Below are 14,262 nucleotides of genomic sequence, written 5' to 3'. Positions count from 1 at the left end.
TTTACCTTCGCTCCCATGACGCCCTTTCGCGCCAGATTCGCACCTCTCGTCCTGATTGCCGCACTCGCTCTCACCGCCTGCGCCGCGCCGACGACGGCCCCCGGCTCGCCCGACGACACGTTCGTCGTCGGGATGAGCTCGGAGCCGGAGACCCTCAACCCCGTCATGGGCTACGGCTCCGCCGGCGGCTCGTTGATGTTCGACGGGCTGGTCAGCCGGAACGCCGACCTCACGCTCACGCCCGCGCTGGCCGACAAACTGCCCGAGACCGACGGCACGACGGTCACCTTCACTCTGCGCAAGGACGTCAAGTTCCACGACGGCACCCCGCTGACCAGCGAGGACGTCGTCTACACCTATGAGTCGGTGCTCGACGAGAAGAACAACTCCGGCATCCGCGGCGACTTCGCGGCGATCGAGTCGGTGGAGGCGCCCGACCCCACGACGGTGGTGTTCCGCCTCAAGTACCCCTACGCGCCGTTCCTCCAGCGCGCCACGCTGGGCATCGTGCCGGCCGGCCGGGCCTCCGACACCCAGCCGATCGGCACCGGGCCGTTCAGCTTCGTGTCGTGGACGCCCGGCGACAAGATCGTGCTCAAGGCCAACGCCGCGTACTGGGGCGGCGCACCGGCGATCAAGCAGCTGGTGATGGCCTACGCCACCGACGACAACGTGCGCGCCACCCGGATGGCGGCCGGGGAGTTCGACGCGACCGTGTTGCCGCCGAAGGCCGCCGCGCGGTTCGACGGCCAGCCCGATCTGACCGTGCACCGGGTGCCGAGCGCCGACTACCGGGGCGTGATGTTCCCGTTCGGCACCCCGGTCACCGGCGACGCCGCGATCCGCAAGGCGGTCAACCTGGCGCTCGACCGCTCGGCGATGGTGGACACCATCCTGGCTGGAGCGGGCGAACCCGCGTTCGGGCCCGTCGCGCCCGGCACCACCTGGCACAACCCCGCGATCGACGGGTCGGCCACCCCCGACCAGGCGGCGGCCGGCAAGCTGCTCGACGAGGCGGGCTGGCGCGTCGGCGACGACGGCGTCCGGGCCAAGGACGGCACCCGCGCGAGCTTCACCCTCATGTATCCGGCGGGCGACTCGCTGCGCAAGGACCTCGCCCTGGCCGTCGCCTCCGACGTCAAGAAGGTCGGCGTCGACGTCCAGCTGGCCGGCCTCGACTGGGACGCGATCGAGCCGCGTATGGCCAAGGACGCCCTGGTCATGGGCTACGGCACGCCGTTCGACCCCGACTACACCAACTACGAGCTGTTCCACTCGTCCTACGCCGGCCAGGGCTTCTTCAACCCGGGCAACTACAAGTCCCCCGAGGTCGACGCGCTCCTGGAGAAGGGCCGCGAGGAGTCCGACCCGGCCGTGCGCAAGCAGGCGTACGACGACTTCCAGCAGCGGGTCAGTGAGGACGCCGCCTGGGCGTACCTGGTGTACCTCAAGCACGTCTACGTGGTGCGCGGCAAGTGGACCGGCATCACGCCGTCGGTCGAGGCGCACGAGCACGAGACCGGCGGCCTGTTCCGGAACCTCGCCGAGTGGAAGCCGGCGGCATGACCCGTGCGCTGGCCCGCATGGCGGTCTGGCGGCTGGTGTTCACCGTGCCGTTGTTGTTCGCCGTGACCCTGGGCATGTTCGCGCTGGCCAAGGCTTCCCCGTTCGACCCCGTCAGGCAGTATCTCGGCGACCGCGCGGTCGTCACGAGCCCCGAGGTCGTGGCGCAGATCAGGGAGAACTGGGGCCTCGACCGGCCGGTCGCCGAGCAGTATCTGACCTGGCTGGGCAACCTCGTACAGGGCGACCTCGGCGACTCGCGCAGCATGCACCGCCCGGTCGCCGAGGTGATCGGCGAGCGCATCGGCTGGACCCTGCTCGCGGTGAGCTGCGCGCTGGTGCTCATGCTGCTGGTCAGCCTCGCGGTCGGCGCGCTGGCCGCCTGGCGGCGCGACTCGTGGCTCGACCGGCTGATCTCCGGCACCGCCTACGCCAACGAGGCGGCCCCGGTGTTCTGGGTCGCGCTGATCGTGATCTGGGTGTTCGCCGTGCAGCTGAGATGGTTGCCGCCGGGCGGGCTGACCGACCCGGCGGCCACCACGCTGGAGGCCGGAGACGTGCTGCGGCACATGATCCTGCCGGTGGCCGTGCTGGCGTTCTCGCAGTCGTCGTGGTTGCTGCTGTTCGTGCGCGAGTCGTTGATCGCCACCCTGCGGGAGGACTTCGTGCTCGGCGCACGGGCCCGCGGTCTGCGGGAGCGCACGGTGATCGTGCGGCACGCGCTGCGCTCGGCGTTGTTGCCGTTCATCACGCTGCTCGGGGCGCGCATCCCCGAGCTGGTCACCGGCGCGATCCTGGTGGAGAGCGTCTTCTCGTGGCCGGGGGTGGCGTCGGCGTCGGTGCAGGCCGCGCTGGCCGCCGACTTCCCGCTGCTCGCCGCGCTCACCCTGCTGGCCACGCTCGCCGTGGTGCTCGGCAACCTGCTCGCCGACAGCGCCTACGTGATCGCCGATCCGCGTGTGCGGGTTCTGGGGGTGAGCTGATGCGGACGTCGGAACGGATCGCCGCCGGGGTGCTCGTCGCGCTGGCGCTGGCCGTGCTGCTGGTGCCCCTCGTGGCGCAGCTCGACCAGCAGCTCGTCGACCTGCGCGCGGCCAACCAGGGGCCGTCTCTCGCGCATCCCTTCGGCACCGACGAGGTGGGGCGCGACGTGCTGCTCCGGGTCGTCTACGGGCTGCGCGTCTCGCTGCTCATCGGGCTGGTGGCGGCCCTGGTGTCGGTCACCGTCGGGACCGTGGCCGGGCTCACGGCCGGGGCGCTCGGCGGCGCGGCCGACCGGGTGATCATGCGGGTGGTGGACGGCTTCAACTCCGTGCCGCACCTGCTGTTCGGCATCTTCATCGTGGCGCTGTTCTCACCCAGCGCCACCGCCGTCGTCGCCTCGGTCGGGCTCACGCACTGGACGACCGCCGCCCGGATCGTGCGTTCGGAGGTGCTCACGCTGCGCGCCCGGCCGTTCGTGGACGCGGCGATCTCCGGCGGGTCGAGCCGGCTGCGCGTCGTGCGGCGGCACTTCCTGCCGCACCTGCTGCCGCACATCGCGCTGGCGTCGGTGCTGATGGTGCCGCACGCCATCTGGCACGAGACCGCGCTCAGCTTCCTCGGCCTCGGCCTGCCCCCGCACCTCGCCTCGCTGGGCAACATGATCAACGACGGGGCGCGGTCGCTGCTCGCCGGGAACTGGTGGGCCTCGCTCTTCCCCGGCCTGTTCATCCTGCTGCCCACGTTGGCCATCTCGGTGCTCGTCCAGCACTGGCGCGACCGCGCCAACCCGCGCCGCCGATCGGAGCTGCAGTTGTGACCTCCTCCCTGACCGTCGAGAACCTGTCGGTACGGTTCCGGCTGCCCGGCGCGACCGTGCACGCGGTGAGCGACGCCTCCTTCGCGGTCCGCCAGGGCGAGTGCCTGGCCCTGGTCGGCGAGTCGGGCTGCGGCAAGTCGGTGATGGCGCACGCGCTGATGGGACTGCTGCCCGGCAACGCCACCGTGACCGGGTCGGCCTGGTTGCGGACCGGCGACGCGCCGCCCCTCGACCTGATCGCCGCGCCGGAACGGGTGCTCGCCCGCACCGTGCGCGGCCGCCGGATCGGCCTCGTGCCGCAGAGCCCGGCCGCCCACCTCACCCCGGTGCGCACCGCCCGCGCCCAGCTCGCCGAGGCCCTGCGGGAGCTGGGCAGCCCGGCCACCGCTGACGAACTGGCCGCGCGGGCCGGCCTCGACCCGGCCCAGCTCGACCGTTATCCGCACCAGCTGTCGGGCGGCATGGCCCAGCGGGTCGTCAACGCCATCGCGCTGGCCGGCGACCCGTGGCTGATCGTCGCCGACGAGCCGACCAGCGGCCTGGACCGTCCGCTCGTCGACGCCACCATGGCCGAGCTGCGGCGGCTCGCCGACGACGGCCGCGCCGTGCTGCTCATCACGCACGACCTGCGCGCCGCCGAGCGGGTCGCCGACCACATCGCGGTCATGTACGCCAGCCGCGTGGTCTCGCACGCCCCGGCGGCGGAGTTCTTCGCCGGACCACGCCACCCCTATGCGGCCGGGCTGCTGGAGGCGCTGCCGTCCCGGAGCTTCACCGCGATCCCCGGACGGCCGCCCGAACTCACCGACCTGCCCAAGGGCTGCGCGTTCCGGCCCCGCTGCGCCCGATCCACCGACGCCTGCTCGGAGTCGCCCGAGGCCGGGCCGGTGGCCTGTCACCACCCTCTGGAGCACCATGTTGCGCGCTGACGGCATCGCCGTCTCCTACGGACGTCAGCGCGTGTTGCGCGACGCCGACCTGACCGTGGCCCCCGGCGTCGTCACCGGGCTGGCCGGGCCGAGCGGCTGCGGCAAGTCGACGCTGGCCCGCGTGCTCGCGCTGATGTTGCGGCCCGACGGCGGGCGGCTCACCGTCGACGGGACCGAGGTCCGCCGCTGGCGGCAGCGGGCCGCCCGCGACCTGCGCACCAAGGTCGCGCTGATCTTCCAGCAGCCCCGGCTCGCCGTCGACCCCCGGCTCACCCTGCGGGAGATCGCCGAGGAGCCCTTCCACGCCACCGGCCGCCCGCCCGGCCCGGCCGCCGACCTGGCCGACGAGGTGGGGCTGACGCCCGAGCTGCTGGTCCGCCGTCCGCACGAGGTCTCCGACGGGCAGCTCCAGCGCGCCTGCGTCGCCCGCGCGCTCGCGCTGCGCCCCCGCTACGTGATCTGCGACGAGATGACCACCATGCTCGACGCCTCCACCCAGGCGCACCTGGTCGCCCGGCTGGAGGCGTACCGGACCGAGACCGGCGCCGGGATCCTCGCCATCACCCACGACGACGAACTGCTCACCCGGTGGACCGGCCCGTCCGAAGGTCCCATCGTGCGTATGGGGTGAATCTTCGCGAATCGGACGTTCATGTACTGGTTGCTCTCCCGTCGCACGCCCGCTGAACGCACCTGGCTGAATGACCGGGTGACCATTCCCACCCGCGCGCCGATGGCCGTGCTGCTCGTCGCAGCCGTGCTGACGGTCTGGGCGGGCCTCGCCGGGCCCGCCTCCGCGCACCCCTTCGGCGCGCCGCCGACGGCGCGGATCAGCGCCAACGGGTCGCAGGTGGCGATCCACTACACGGCGAGCCCCGACGACTGGTTCGCGCTCGGCACGGCCAAGGGCGCGTTCGAGGATCCGGCCCCGCAGCTCACCGGCGAGGAGAAGCTGGAACGTTCCTCGGTGGTCCGCGACTACCTGCTGCGCTCGATCGCCGTCGCGCAGGACGGCAAGCCGTGCCCCGGCCGGCTGGCGTCCCTGGTGGGCGTGACCGACAACGGCGCCCAGTTCGACTACGACTGCGGCCGGCCGGTCGACGACCTGGACGTCACCCTGAGCGCCCTGACCGACCTCGACCGCAACTACCGGACGGTGCTCGTCTTCGCGCCGCCGGTCCAGCGGGAGCAGATGCTCTTCACCTCGGCGACGACCACCCAGCACCTCGACTTCTCCGCCTCGGGCGTCTCCACGGCCGTCGTCGGCGTCGCCCTCTGGCTGGGGTTCGTCGTGGTCGCCGGGGTCGGCGGCCTGGTCGTGCTGCGCACGCGGCGCCGGAAGGCGGCGGCGTGAACGGCCTCAACGGCATCGACAGCCGGTTCGTCGCGTTCTTCGACGGCGGCGGCGCCTTCTGGCTGGCGCTGGCCATCGCCCTGGGCGTCGGCGCGATGCACGCGGTCGCGCCCGGCCACGGCAAGAGCGTCACCGCCGCCTACCTGGTCGGCACCCACGGCCGCTACCGCGACGCGGTCCGCCTCGGCGTCATCGTCGCGATCATGCACACGTTCTCGGTGCTGGTGCTGGCCCTGGTGTGGGTCGGCGTCTCCGACCTCGCGGGCGTGGGCACGGAGTCCATCACCGCGTGGATGCAGGTGGTGGCGGCCGTCGTCGTCATCGGCGTCGGCGTCCACCTCGCGGTCCGCCACCTGCGCCGGCGGGCGCTCGTCCACAGCCATGGGCACGGGCATGGACATGGGCACGGCCATGGCCACGGGCACGGACACGGTCATGGGCACGGACACGGCGAGGACGCCACCGATCCCTGGTCGCGGAAGGGGCTGCTCGCGCTGGCCCTGTCCGGCGGCCTGCTGCCGTCGCCGTCGGCCTTCATCGTGCTGGTCAGCGGGCTGCTCACCGGGCGGGCGCTCGACGCGGTCGTGCTGGTGCTCGCGTTCGGGATCGGCATGGCGGCCACGCTGACGGCGGTGGGCGTCGTCACGATCCGGGGCCACGGACTGCTCACGCGGGGTCTGCGGGGCAGCTCGACGGCCGCCGCCGTGTCGGCCTGGACGCCGCTGCTGGCGGGCGTCGCGGTCGCGATCACGGGCTGTTTCTACCTGGCGAGCGCGGTCTTCGTCCTCGCTGGTTAGAGACGGGTTCTTTCCGATCACCACCCCTAATCTCGACTTTCGCAATCACCGCATTCCGGAAGTCCTGGGATATGGTGAAGTCACCGAGGACTTTTCGAGCGTTGGCATTCAGGTCGGCGTCGCCCCCGGCGAACCACGACTGATGTCAGCCTGTGCGGCCTTGACGTTGTTTCCCCCCGAGCGGGGCTTTCGGCCGCCCTACGACTCACGAGGAAGTTCCGTAATGACCGTGCTCGGAACCACGGCGCCCACGATCTTGTATCTGTCCGGAGACGTCGACGTCTGCACCACCGCCGACCTTCGCCGGCGCATTCTCGCCACCGTCGACCAGAGCGCCGAGGTGCTCATCCTCGACCTGTCGGCGGTGACGTTCTGCGGCGCGGGCGGGCTCGGGATGCTGCTCCACGCGCAGGGCAGGGCCCGCTCGCGGGGCGTGACCCTGGCGTTGACCGGCCTCACCCCGCAGCTGACCCGGTTGTTGCGGATCACCGAACTGAGCGACCGCTTTCCGATCCTCGACCCGCTGTAGCCCCTCCGGAGACGAACTCCAGGATGTCGGCGTGCAGCCGGTCGCGGTGGGTGTCGGGCAGCGCGTGCCCACCGCCTTCGTAGACCTTCAGGACCGCGCCGTCGATCAGCGCGGCTGAGCGCTCGCCGGCCTCGACCGGCACGATCTGGTCGTCGTCTCCGTGGACGATCAGCGTCGGGACGTCGATCTTCGCCAGATCAGGCCGGAAGTCGGTCGTGGCGAACGCGCCGATGGACTCGTAGGCGGCCCGGTGGCCGCAGGCCATGCTCTGCAGCCAGAACGTGTCCCTGAAGCCCTGCGCGACGTCGCCGCGCCGGTTGTGGCCGAAGAAGGGGCCGTCGGCCAGGTCGCGGTAGAGCTGCCCCCGGTTCGCCAGTTCCCCTGCCCTGATGGCGTCGACCGTCTCGACCGGCAGGTCCCCGGGCGGGACCGCGCCGATCAGGATGACCCGCGCGACGCGGGCGGTGCCGTAGCGGCCGATGTAGCGCACGATCTCGCCGCCGCCGGCCGAGTGGCCGACGAGGGTGAGGTCGCGCAGGTCGAGGTGCTCGATCAGGCAGTCGAGGTCGTCGGCGTAGGTGTCCAGGTCGTTGCCGAACCACGTGCGCGACGACCGGCCGTGGCCGCGCCGGTCGTGCGCGACGGCGCGGTGGCCGTGGCCGGCCACGAAGAGGGCGGCGGCCTCCCAGGCGTCGGAGTTCAGCGGCCAGCCGTGGCTGAACAGCACGGGCGGGCCGTCGAGCTCCCAGTCCTGGTAGAAGATGCGGGCACCGTCGTCGGCGATGACAAAGGACACCGTGGCCTCCCTCTCACATGGGTCGGAAGTCGAGCATGGCCGCCGGTGGCGGGTGAGGCACCACGCACGTTGCGTAGTCCTTCAGGTCACCGCGATCTTGAGCTTGTCGACCAGCTGCCGGCGGGAGGAGACGCCGAGCCGCTTGAAGATCTTGCGCAGGTGGTAGTCGACGGTGTTGACGCTGATGAACAGCGCCGTGGCGATCTCCGGGTTGGTGTGGCCGAGGGCGGCCAGCCGGGCGATCGTGAACTCCTGCGGGGTCAGCTCGCAGGTGCCGGGATCGGCCGCGGCGGCGGGTTTCAGGCCGACCGCCTCCAGGCCCGTCCGCGCCCGGGGAATGAACAGGTGCGCGCCGCTCTGCTCGAAGAGGGCGACCGCGTGCTGGAGCTGTTCCCCCGCCTCCCTGCGGCGGCGCATGCGGCGCAGCCATTCCCCGTACAGGAGATGGGTCCGGGCGAGGTCGATCTGGGCGCACGTCGGGGCGAGGGCCCGCAGGGAGGCGGTGAAACCGGCCTCGGCGGTGTCGTCGTCGCTGGTCAGCGCCTCGGCGCGGGTGGCCACGCCCCGGCACCACGATGAACCGGTGGCCTCGGCCGACTCCCGCAGCAGGGCGACCAGGGGGCGGGCCTCGCCGGGGTGGCCGCTGCGCACGGCCGCTTCGACGAAGTCGGCGTACTGGGTGGGGGTGACCTGGAAGAACGGGTCGGCGATCAGGGGCTTGAGCCGGGTGTGGGCGTCGCGGTAGTTGCCCTCGGAGAGGTCGCGCAGGGCCAGGGCGTGCACGGCCGACGCGCCGACCCCGCCGAAGCCGACGGCGTCGGCCCCGTCGGCGATGGCCTGGACGACCTCGCGGGGCGCGCCGGTCCAGGCCATCAGGGCGGCGTTGGCGACGTGCTCGGCGTCGTAGCCCATGGCCAGCCGCCCCTCGCGGACGTGTTCCATGGCCTCCTGGGCGTGCCGGACCGTGCCGCCGGTGAGCTCGGCCAGCGAGGTGACCCAGAGCAGCGTGTCGAGGGCCTGGAGCGCGCCCGCCTCCCGCGCCGCCTCGGCGGCCCTGCTCAGCCCGGCGCGGCGGCCCGCGTCGTCCCAGAGGTAGGTGCCGAGCGCGGCGATGGCCGACCCCATGTGCATCAGCTCGTCGCCGGGCAGCGCCAGCAGCGCGTCGAACGCGGCCCGGACCAGCGGCACCGCCTCGGTGTGCGGGCGGGACATGAGCGCGCCGAGACCGGCCAGGATCGTCGCGGCCGGGCCGCCGCCCGAGGCCGCACCGGTCTCGATGCGCGCGCCCAGCTCCCGGCGGACGGCGTCGGGGGTCAGCCGGTCGGTGGTGGCGCAGAACTCGAACGCCTTCAGCAGGGTGCGCTGCTCGCGTTCGAGGTCGTGGCCGTGGAACGCGTCGGCCGCCTCGACCAGGCCCGCCGTGGCCGAGCGCAACACGGCGGGGTCGGCGGCGAACAGCCCGAGCGCGTGGCGCACCACCAGCACCCGGCCCCGGGAGACCGGGTCGGCCGCCGCGACGTCGATCCGGGTGAGCAGCTCGCCCGCCGTCTGGACGGCTCCGACCGCCAGCGCCGCCTCGGCCGCGCCGGCGAGACGCGCGTCCCTGACCGGGCCGGGCGGGGTCAGGTCGGCCGCCATGGTGAGGATGCTGGCCCGGGAGGCCAGCCCGCCCCGGCGGGCGGCCAGGTCGGCGCTGTGCTCCAGCCGGTCGGCGACCGTCGCGTCGATGCCGAGCGTGGCCTTGGCCGAGTGCCACGACTCCTGCTCGACCATGCCGAGGTCGTCGGCCGCCCTGGCCAGAGCCCGGTGGGCACGGCGGCGGTCGGCGCTGGACGCGGCGTTGTAGACGGCGCTGCGGACCAGCGGGTGGCGGAAGCGGACGGAGTCGCGGAGCTCGATCAGCCCGGCGGCGTCGGCCCGGTCGGCGACGTCCTCGCCCAGGCCGAGCGTGCGGGCGGCGGAGTCGATCAGCCCGAGGGTGCTCGTGGTGTCGGCGGCGGCCAGCAGCGCCCACTGGCGCACCTGCGGGTCGGCCTGGGCGACCCGGTCGGCGTAGTACGCCTCCAGCCGCCGGCCCACCGGCATCGGGGTCGTGGCCGACAGGCCGAGGCAGGTCAGGTCGCGGGCCTGCTCCGCCAGGTCGATCAGGGCGAGCGGGTTGCCGCCGGAGGCGCGGGCGACGGCCGCCGCCGACGCGGGGTCGATCGGGGCCGACAACGAGCGCAGCAGCAGCGCGGTCGCGGGCTCCTGGGCGAGCCCCTGGAGCGGGAGTTCGGGCACCCCGGCGAGCCGGGCGGCGACGCCCTGCTCGTCGCGGGCGGTGAACAACAACGCGACCGGCTCGACCGCGATGCGCCGGGCCACGAACGCCATGACGTCGAGGCTCTCCTGGTCGAGCAGGTGGGCGTCGTCCACGGCGCAGACCACGGGGTTCGCGGCGGCGGCCGCCGCGAACAGCCCGAGCACGCCGAGCCCGACCAGGAACCGGTCGGGCGGCGGGCCCTCGGCGAGACCCGAGGCGACGCGGATCGCCTCGCGGTGGCGTCCGGACAACGACGGGAGGTACGCGCTCAGCGGGATCGTCAGCCGGTGGACGGCCGCGAACGGCAACGCCATCTCCGACTCGAAGCCGTCGAGGCGGAACAGCGTCAGGCCGGTCGGACCGGCGGTGACCGACTCGAGCAGCGCCGTCTTGCCGATCCCCGGTTCACCCGTGATCAGCGACGACCCGCCGCGACCGTTGCGGGCGGAGGCGAGCAGCTGGTGCAGCCGCCGCTGCTCGTCCTCCCGGCCCAACAGCTCGAACACGGGAACGTACGTTAGTGGAGAAGGCCCGCGTACCGGGCGGGCCTCGTCCGCCGGGTCACTTCGCGTGGTCGAGGGCCCATTCGAGGACCTCGTCCGCGATGGCCTGCCAGCCGGGGGCGGCGGGCAGCAGGTGGGGGTAGCCGTCGTAGTGCTTGAGCTCGGTGATCGTCTTGGACTTGTAGTGCTTGGCGTTGGAGTTCTGGATGGCCGGGGGCATGATGTGGTCTTCGCCGGCTGAGACGAAGAGCAGGGGCGCCCGGTCGTCGTTGTGGTAGTCGACGGCGACGGCCTGTTTGCCGGGCTGGAAGTTGGCCAGGACGCTGTCCCACAGGATGCGGCCGGACACGGGGATGGCGTAGCGCTCGTAGAGGGCGCGGGACTCGTCTTCGGGGAAGGTGTTGGTGAAGGCGTACTTCCACTGGTCGTACTCGATCGGCACGGCCTTGTGGTGGTTGGCCGGGCTCTTCAGGACCGGGAAGGTCGACTTGACCTGGGTCAGGGGGACGACGCGCACGCCTTCGGTGGGGGCGGAGTTGAGGGCGACGCCGGCCGCGCCGTAGCCGTGGTCGAGCAGGATCTGGGTGAACGCGCCGCCGGCCGAGTGGCCGATGATGATCGGCTTGCTGTCGAGGCCGTCGAGCACGCCTTCGAGCTTCTCGATGATCTGCGGCACCCGCAGGTCGACGATCGGCGTCGGGTCGGCGCGCAGGGCCTCGACCTCGACCTCGAAGCCCGGGTAGCCGGGGGCCAGGACGCGGAAGCCCTTGGCCTCGTAGTGCGTGATCCAGTGCTCCCAGCTGCGGGGCGTGACCCAGAAGCCGTGGACGAGGACGATCGTGTCGGGTCTCATGTGAGCCGCTCTCTGTGGGGGTCGGGTGATGCCATGCTGAGGGAGGCCGTGCCCGTTCTAATCCCGTGGACCGCGTAGTCACGACCTGTCTTCGAGGACCTCCTTGAGCTGGCGGCGCGAGCTGACGCCGAGCTTCCGGAAGATCTTGCGGAGGTGGTAGTCGACCGTGTTGGCCGACAGGAACAGCTGCCCGGCGATCTCGGGGTTGGTGGCGCCGCCCCTGGCCAGGGTCGCGATGGTGAGCTCCTGCGGGGTGAGGTCGGATTCGGCCCCGGTGGAGCGGGCGCGGGCGTGCTCGCCGGTGGCCGCGAGCTCCGTACGGGCGCGGGCGGCGAAGCCCACCAGGCCGTTCTCCTCGAAGAGGGTGAGCGCGGCGCGCAGGTGGTGGCGGGCGTCGCGGCGGCGTTTGCGGCGGCGCAGCCACTCGCCGTAGAGCAGGTGGGCGCGGCCCAGGTCGCTCGGGGCGGGCAGGCCGCCGAGGTGGTCCAGCGCCTGCCCGTAGAGCGGTTCGGCGTGGTCGTCGTCGGCGAGCAGCGCCGCCGAGAAGGCCAGCACACCCAGGGCGCGGGGCGCGCCGCTGGCGGTGGCGCGGCGGGTGAGGGTCTCCAGCGCCCGCTCGGCCAGCGCCCGGTCGCCCGAACGCAGCGCCGCCTCGACCAGGTCGGGCAGCACGCGGCTGTGCGCGCCCAGGCCGTCGGTGTCGACGAGCCGCCGCAGGGCGTCGCTCGCCTGGGGGTAGTCGCCCCGGCCCAGTGCGGAGAGGGCGCCCGCGATGCGGACCTGCGCCTCGATCGCGCCCAGGCCCAGCGCGGAGGCGGCCTCCGCCGTCCGGGCCAGGCGGATCTCCAGGTGCTCGACCTGCCGCCGGGCCAGCAGCTCGGGGTGGCGGTAGACCTCCCACAGGTCCTCGCTCGCGCCCATCGCCGACCTGATCTGGTGGCACTGGACGATCAGCGCGTCGGCCCGGTCGAGGTTGCCCAGGATGGTCTCCTGCATCGACCAGGCGTACAGGGAGGTGTCGAGGTTGAACAGGGAGCCCGTCCGGCGGGCCACGTCGCCGATGCGCCGGAAGAGGGCCTCCTCGACGTCGTCGTCCCAGAGGACCATCGACATGGTGACGGTCAGCATGGCCTTGAGCAGCACCTCGTCGTCGGAGGTCGCCGTGTCGAGCATGCGTCCGGCGGCGCGGCGCAGATACGGCACGGCCGCCTCGTAGCCGTCCAGGACCAGGACGGTGAAGGCCGCCAGGACCGGGTCGGCGGGGGCGAGCGACTGGGCGGCCTTGGCGATCTCGGTGAGGGTGGTGCCGGTCATCAGGTGCTCGGCGGTCACCGCGCGTTCGGCGGCCCGCAGCACCGCGTCGCCCGCGAGCTCGGGGGCGACTCCGGTGAACGCGCGGGCGGCCTCCAGGAACATCGCGGAGGCGGTCGCGAACGAGCCGGGCAGGCCCATCGCGAAGGAGGCGCCGCCGCCGACGATCAGCGCCCGGCCCCGGATGACGGCGTCGAGGGAGTCGCGGTCGAGGGTGTCGAGCAGGGTCTGGGCCTGCATGGGCGCGCCCCCGAGGAAGGCGGCCTCGGCGGCGGAGACCCTGCGCCGGTCGCGGCACGGGCCCTGCGGGGTGAGCTCGGCGGCCCTGGCCAGGTAGGTGGCGCGGGCGGCGTGGCCGCCGCGTGCCCCCGCCCGGTCGGCCGACCGTTCGAGCTCGGCCGCGACCTGCTCGTCGGGCAGCAGGCACGCCGCGGCCAGGTGCCAGGCCCGCCGGTCGACGTCGGCGGGCCGCGTCGTCGCCTCGGCCAGCGCGCGGTGGGCGTGCCGGCGCGCCACGCTGGTCGCGCCGCCGTAGACCGCCGAGCGGATCAGCGGATGGCGGAACACGGCGGTCACGCCCACGGAGAGCAGCCGGGCCGACTCGGCCGGCGCGGTCGCGGCCGGCCCCAGCCCGAGCGCCTCGGCGGCGGCGGTGATGTAGGCCAGGTCGCCGCCCGGTTCGGCGGCGGCCAGCAGCAGCCAGGCCTGCGTGTCGGGCGGCAGGTCGCGCATCTGCCGGAGGTAGAGCTCCTCCAGCCGGCTGCCGATCGGCAGCGGGTCGGGCAGCGAACGACCGCCTTTGAGCTGCTCCGACGTCAGCTCCCTGCCGAGGTCGGTGAGGGCGAGCGGGTTGCCGGAGGTGGCGGCCACGATCCGGGCGGCGACCCGTTCGTCGAGGGTGCCGTCGACGGTGGCGCGCAGCAGTTCGAGCGCCTCCGGTTCGGGCAGCCCGGTCAGCTCGGTCACCGGCAGCCCGTCGAGGCCCGGCAGTTCGGTACGCATGCCGAAGGCCAGCCCGATGCCGTCGGCGTGCGCCCGGCGGGCCACGAAGGCCAGCACCGTGAGCGATTCGCCGTCGAGCCACTGCGCGTCGTCGACGCACAACAGGATCGGCTGCTCGGCGGCCATGTCGGCCAGCAGGCTCAGCGTGGCCAGGCCGACCAGGAACCGGTCCGGCGGCGGCCCCTCGGCCAGCCCGAACGCCACCCGCAGGGCCCGCGCCTGGGTGGGCATCAGCCGGTCGTGCCGGTGCAGGAAGGGGATCAGCAGGCGGTGCAGCGCGGCGTACGCGAACGCCGCCTCCTCCTGCACCCCCGCGACCCGGGCGACCCTCGCGGAGGACAGCGCCTTCTCGGACACGTAGTCGAGCAGCGCGGTCTTGCCGATGCCGGCGTCGCCGCGCAGTAGGACGACCCCGCTGAAGCCGTTGCGGACGGTGGCCACGAAACGGTCGAGCGCCGCCCGCTCGCCGGCCCGTCCGATGATTCCCCTGGGCGTGCCGCCCGGCACCATGCAGAGCACCTC

12 protein-coding genes are annotated in these 14,262 nt (G+C 73.3%); 8 read left to right on the top strand and 4 right to left on the bottom strand.

Translation table 11 applies throughout. The features are described 5' to 3' along the window. Positions 1-15 precede the first annotated feature (15 nt). The 8 genes from AW274_RS07445 (at position 16) to AW274_RS07410 (ending at position 6,973) form a co-directional block, all read left to right on the top strand. Positions 16-1,566 carry an ABC transporter substrate-binding protein gene (locus AW274_RS07445; RefSeq protein WP_062430352.1) on the top strand — a complete coding sequence of 517 codons (1,551 nt, stop codon included), beginning with the start codon at positions 16-18 and terminating at the stop codon, positions 1,564-1,566. Next, the gene (locus tag AW274_RS07440; protein ID WP_062431759.1) at positions 1,563-2,546 is read left to right on the top strand and encodes an ABC transporter permease; all 984 of its coding nucleotides are present in this window, start codon (positions 1,563-1,565) and stop codon (positions 2,544-2,546) included. The genes AW274_RS07445 and AW274_RS07440 overlap by 4 nt, the downstream gene beginning before the upstream one ends. Beyond that, a complete protein-coding gene (locus tag AW274_RS40060) occupies positions 2,546-3,364 on the top strand; it encodes an ABC transporter permease (protein WP_062430351.1) in 819 nt (272 codons plus the stop codon). The genes AW274_RS07440 and AW274_RS40060 overlap by 1 nt, the downstream gene beginning before the upstream one ends. Continuing rightward, the gene (locus AW274_RS07430; RefSeq protein WP_062430350.1) at positions 3,361-4,293 is read left to right on the top strand and encodes an ABC transporter ATP-binding protein; all 933 of its coding nucleotides are present in this window, start codon (positions 3,361-3,363) and stop codon (positions 4,291-4,293) included. The genes AW274_RS40060 and AW274_RS07430 overlap by 4 nt, the downstream gene beginning before the upstream one ends. After that, complete coding sequence (locus AW274_RS07425) at positions 4,280-4,924, top strand: ABC transporter ATP-binding protein (RefSeq protein WP_062430349.1); 645 nt, start codon at positions 4,280-4,282, stop codon at positions 4,922-4,924. Before AW274_RS07430 ends, AW274_RS07425 begins: the two co-directional genes overlap by 14 nt. A gap of 78 nt (positions 4,925-5,002) precedes the next feature. Further along, positions 5,003-5,647, top strand: coding sequence for a hypothetical protein (locus tag AW274_RS07420; RefSeq protein WP_157519875.1), 645 nt, complete (start codon positions 5,003-5,005; stop codon positions 5,645-5,647). Next, entirely contained in the window at positions 5,644-6,444 is an 801-nt protein-coding gene (locus tag AW274_RS07415; protein WP_062430347.1) for a HoxN/HupN/NixA family nickel/cobalt transporter, read from the top strand. Before AW274_RS07420 ends, AW274_RS07415 begins: the two co-directional genes overlap by 4 nt. Before the next feature lie 223 nt (positions 6,445-6,667). Next, positions 6,668-6,973: an STAS domain-containing protein gene (locus AW274_RS07410; RefSeq protein WP_062430346.1), complete on the top strand. Its 306-nt coding sequence runs from the start codon at positions 6,668-6,670 to the stop codon at positions 6,971-6,973. On the opposite strand, the gene AW274_RS07405 is transcribed toward AW274_RS07410, so the two are convergent. From AW274_RS07405 to AW274_RS42585, 4 genes are all read right to left on the bottom strand, one after another. Continuing rightward, on the bottom strand, positions 6,930-7,769 hold the full coding sequence (locus tag AW274_RS07405; protein WP_062430345.1) for an alpha/beta fold hydrolase: 840 nt from the start codon (positions 7,767-7,769) through the stop codon (positions 6,930-6,932). The genes AW274_RS07410 and AW274_RS07405 overlap by 44 nt on opposite strands. A gap of 81 nt (positions 7,770-7,850) precedes the next feature. Further along, complete coding sequence (locus AW274_RS07400) at positions 7,851-10,577, bottom strand: helix-turn-helix transcriptional regulator (protein WP_062430344.1); 2,727 nt, start codon at positions 10,575-10,577, stop codon at positions 7,851-7,853. 55 nt (positions 10,578-10,632) lie between these two features. After that, on the bottom strand, positions 10,633-11,427 hold the full coding sequence (locus AW274_RS07395) for an alpha/beta hydrolase (protein WP_062430343.1): 795 nt from the start codon (positions 11,425-11,427) through the stop codon (positions 10,633-10,635). A gap of 78 nt (positions 11,428-11,505) precedes the next feature. Beyond that, positions 11,506-14,250: a helix-turn-helix transcriptional regulator gene (locus AW274_RS42585; protein WP_062430342.1), complete on the bottom strand. Its 2,745-nt coding sequence runs from the start codon at positions 14,248-14,250 to the stop codon at positions 11,506-11,508. Positions 14,251-14,262 lie beyond the last annotated feature (12 nt).

Source organism: Herbidospora daliensis (assembly GCF_001570585.1).
Classification (GTDB): Bacteria; Actinomycetota; Actinomycetes; order Streptosporangiales; family Streptosporangiaceae; genus Herbidospora; species Herbidospora daliensis.
The sequence above is the reverse complement of the archived record's forward strand: the minus strand, read 5'-3'. Positions and strand labels throughout refer to the sequence as shown.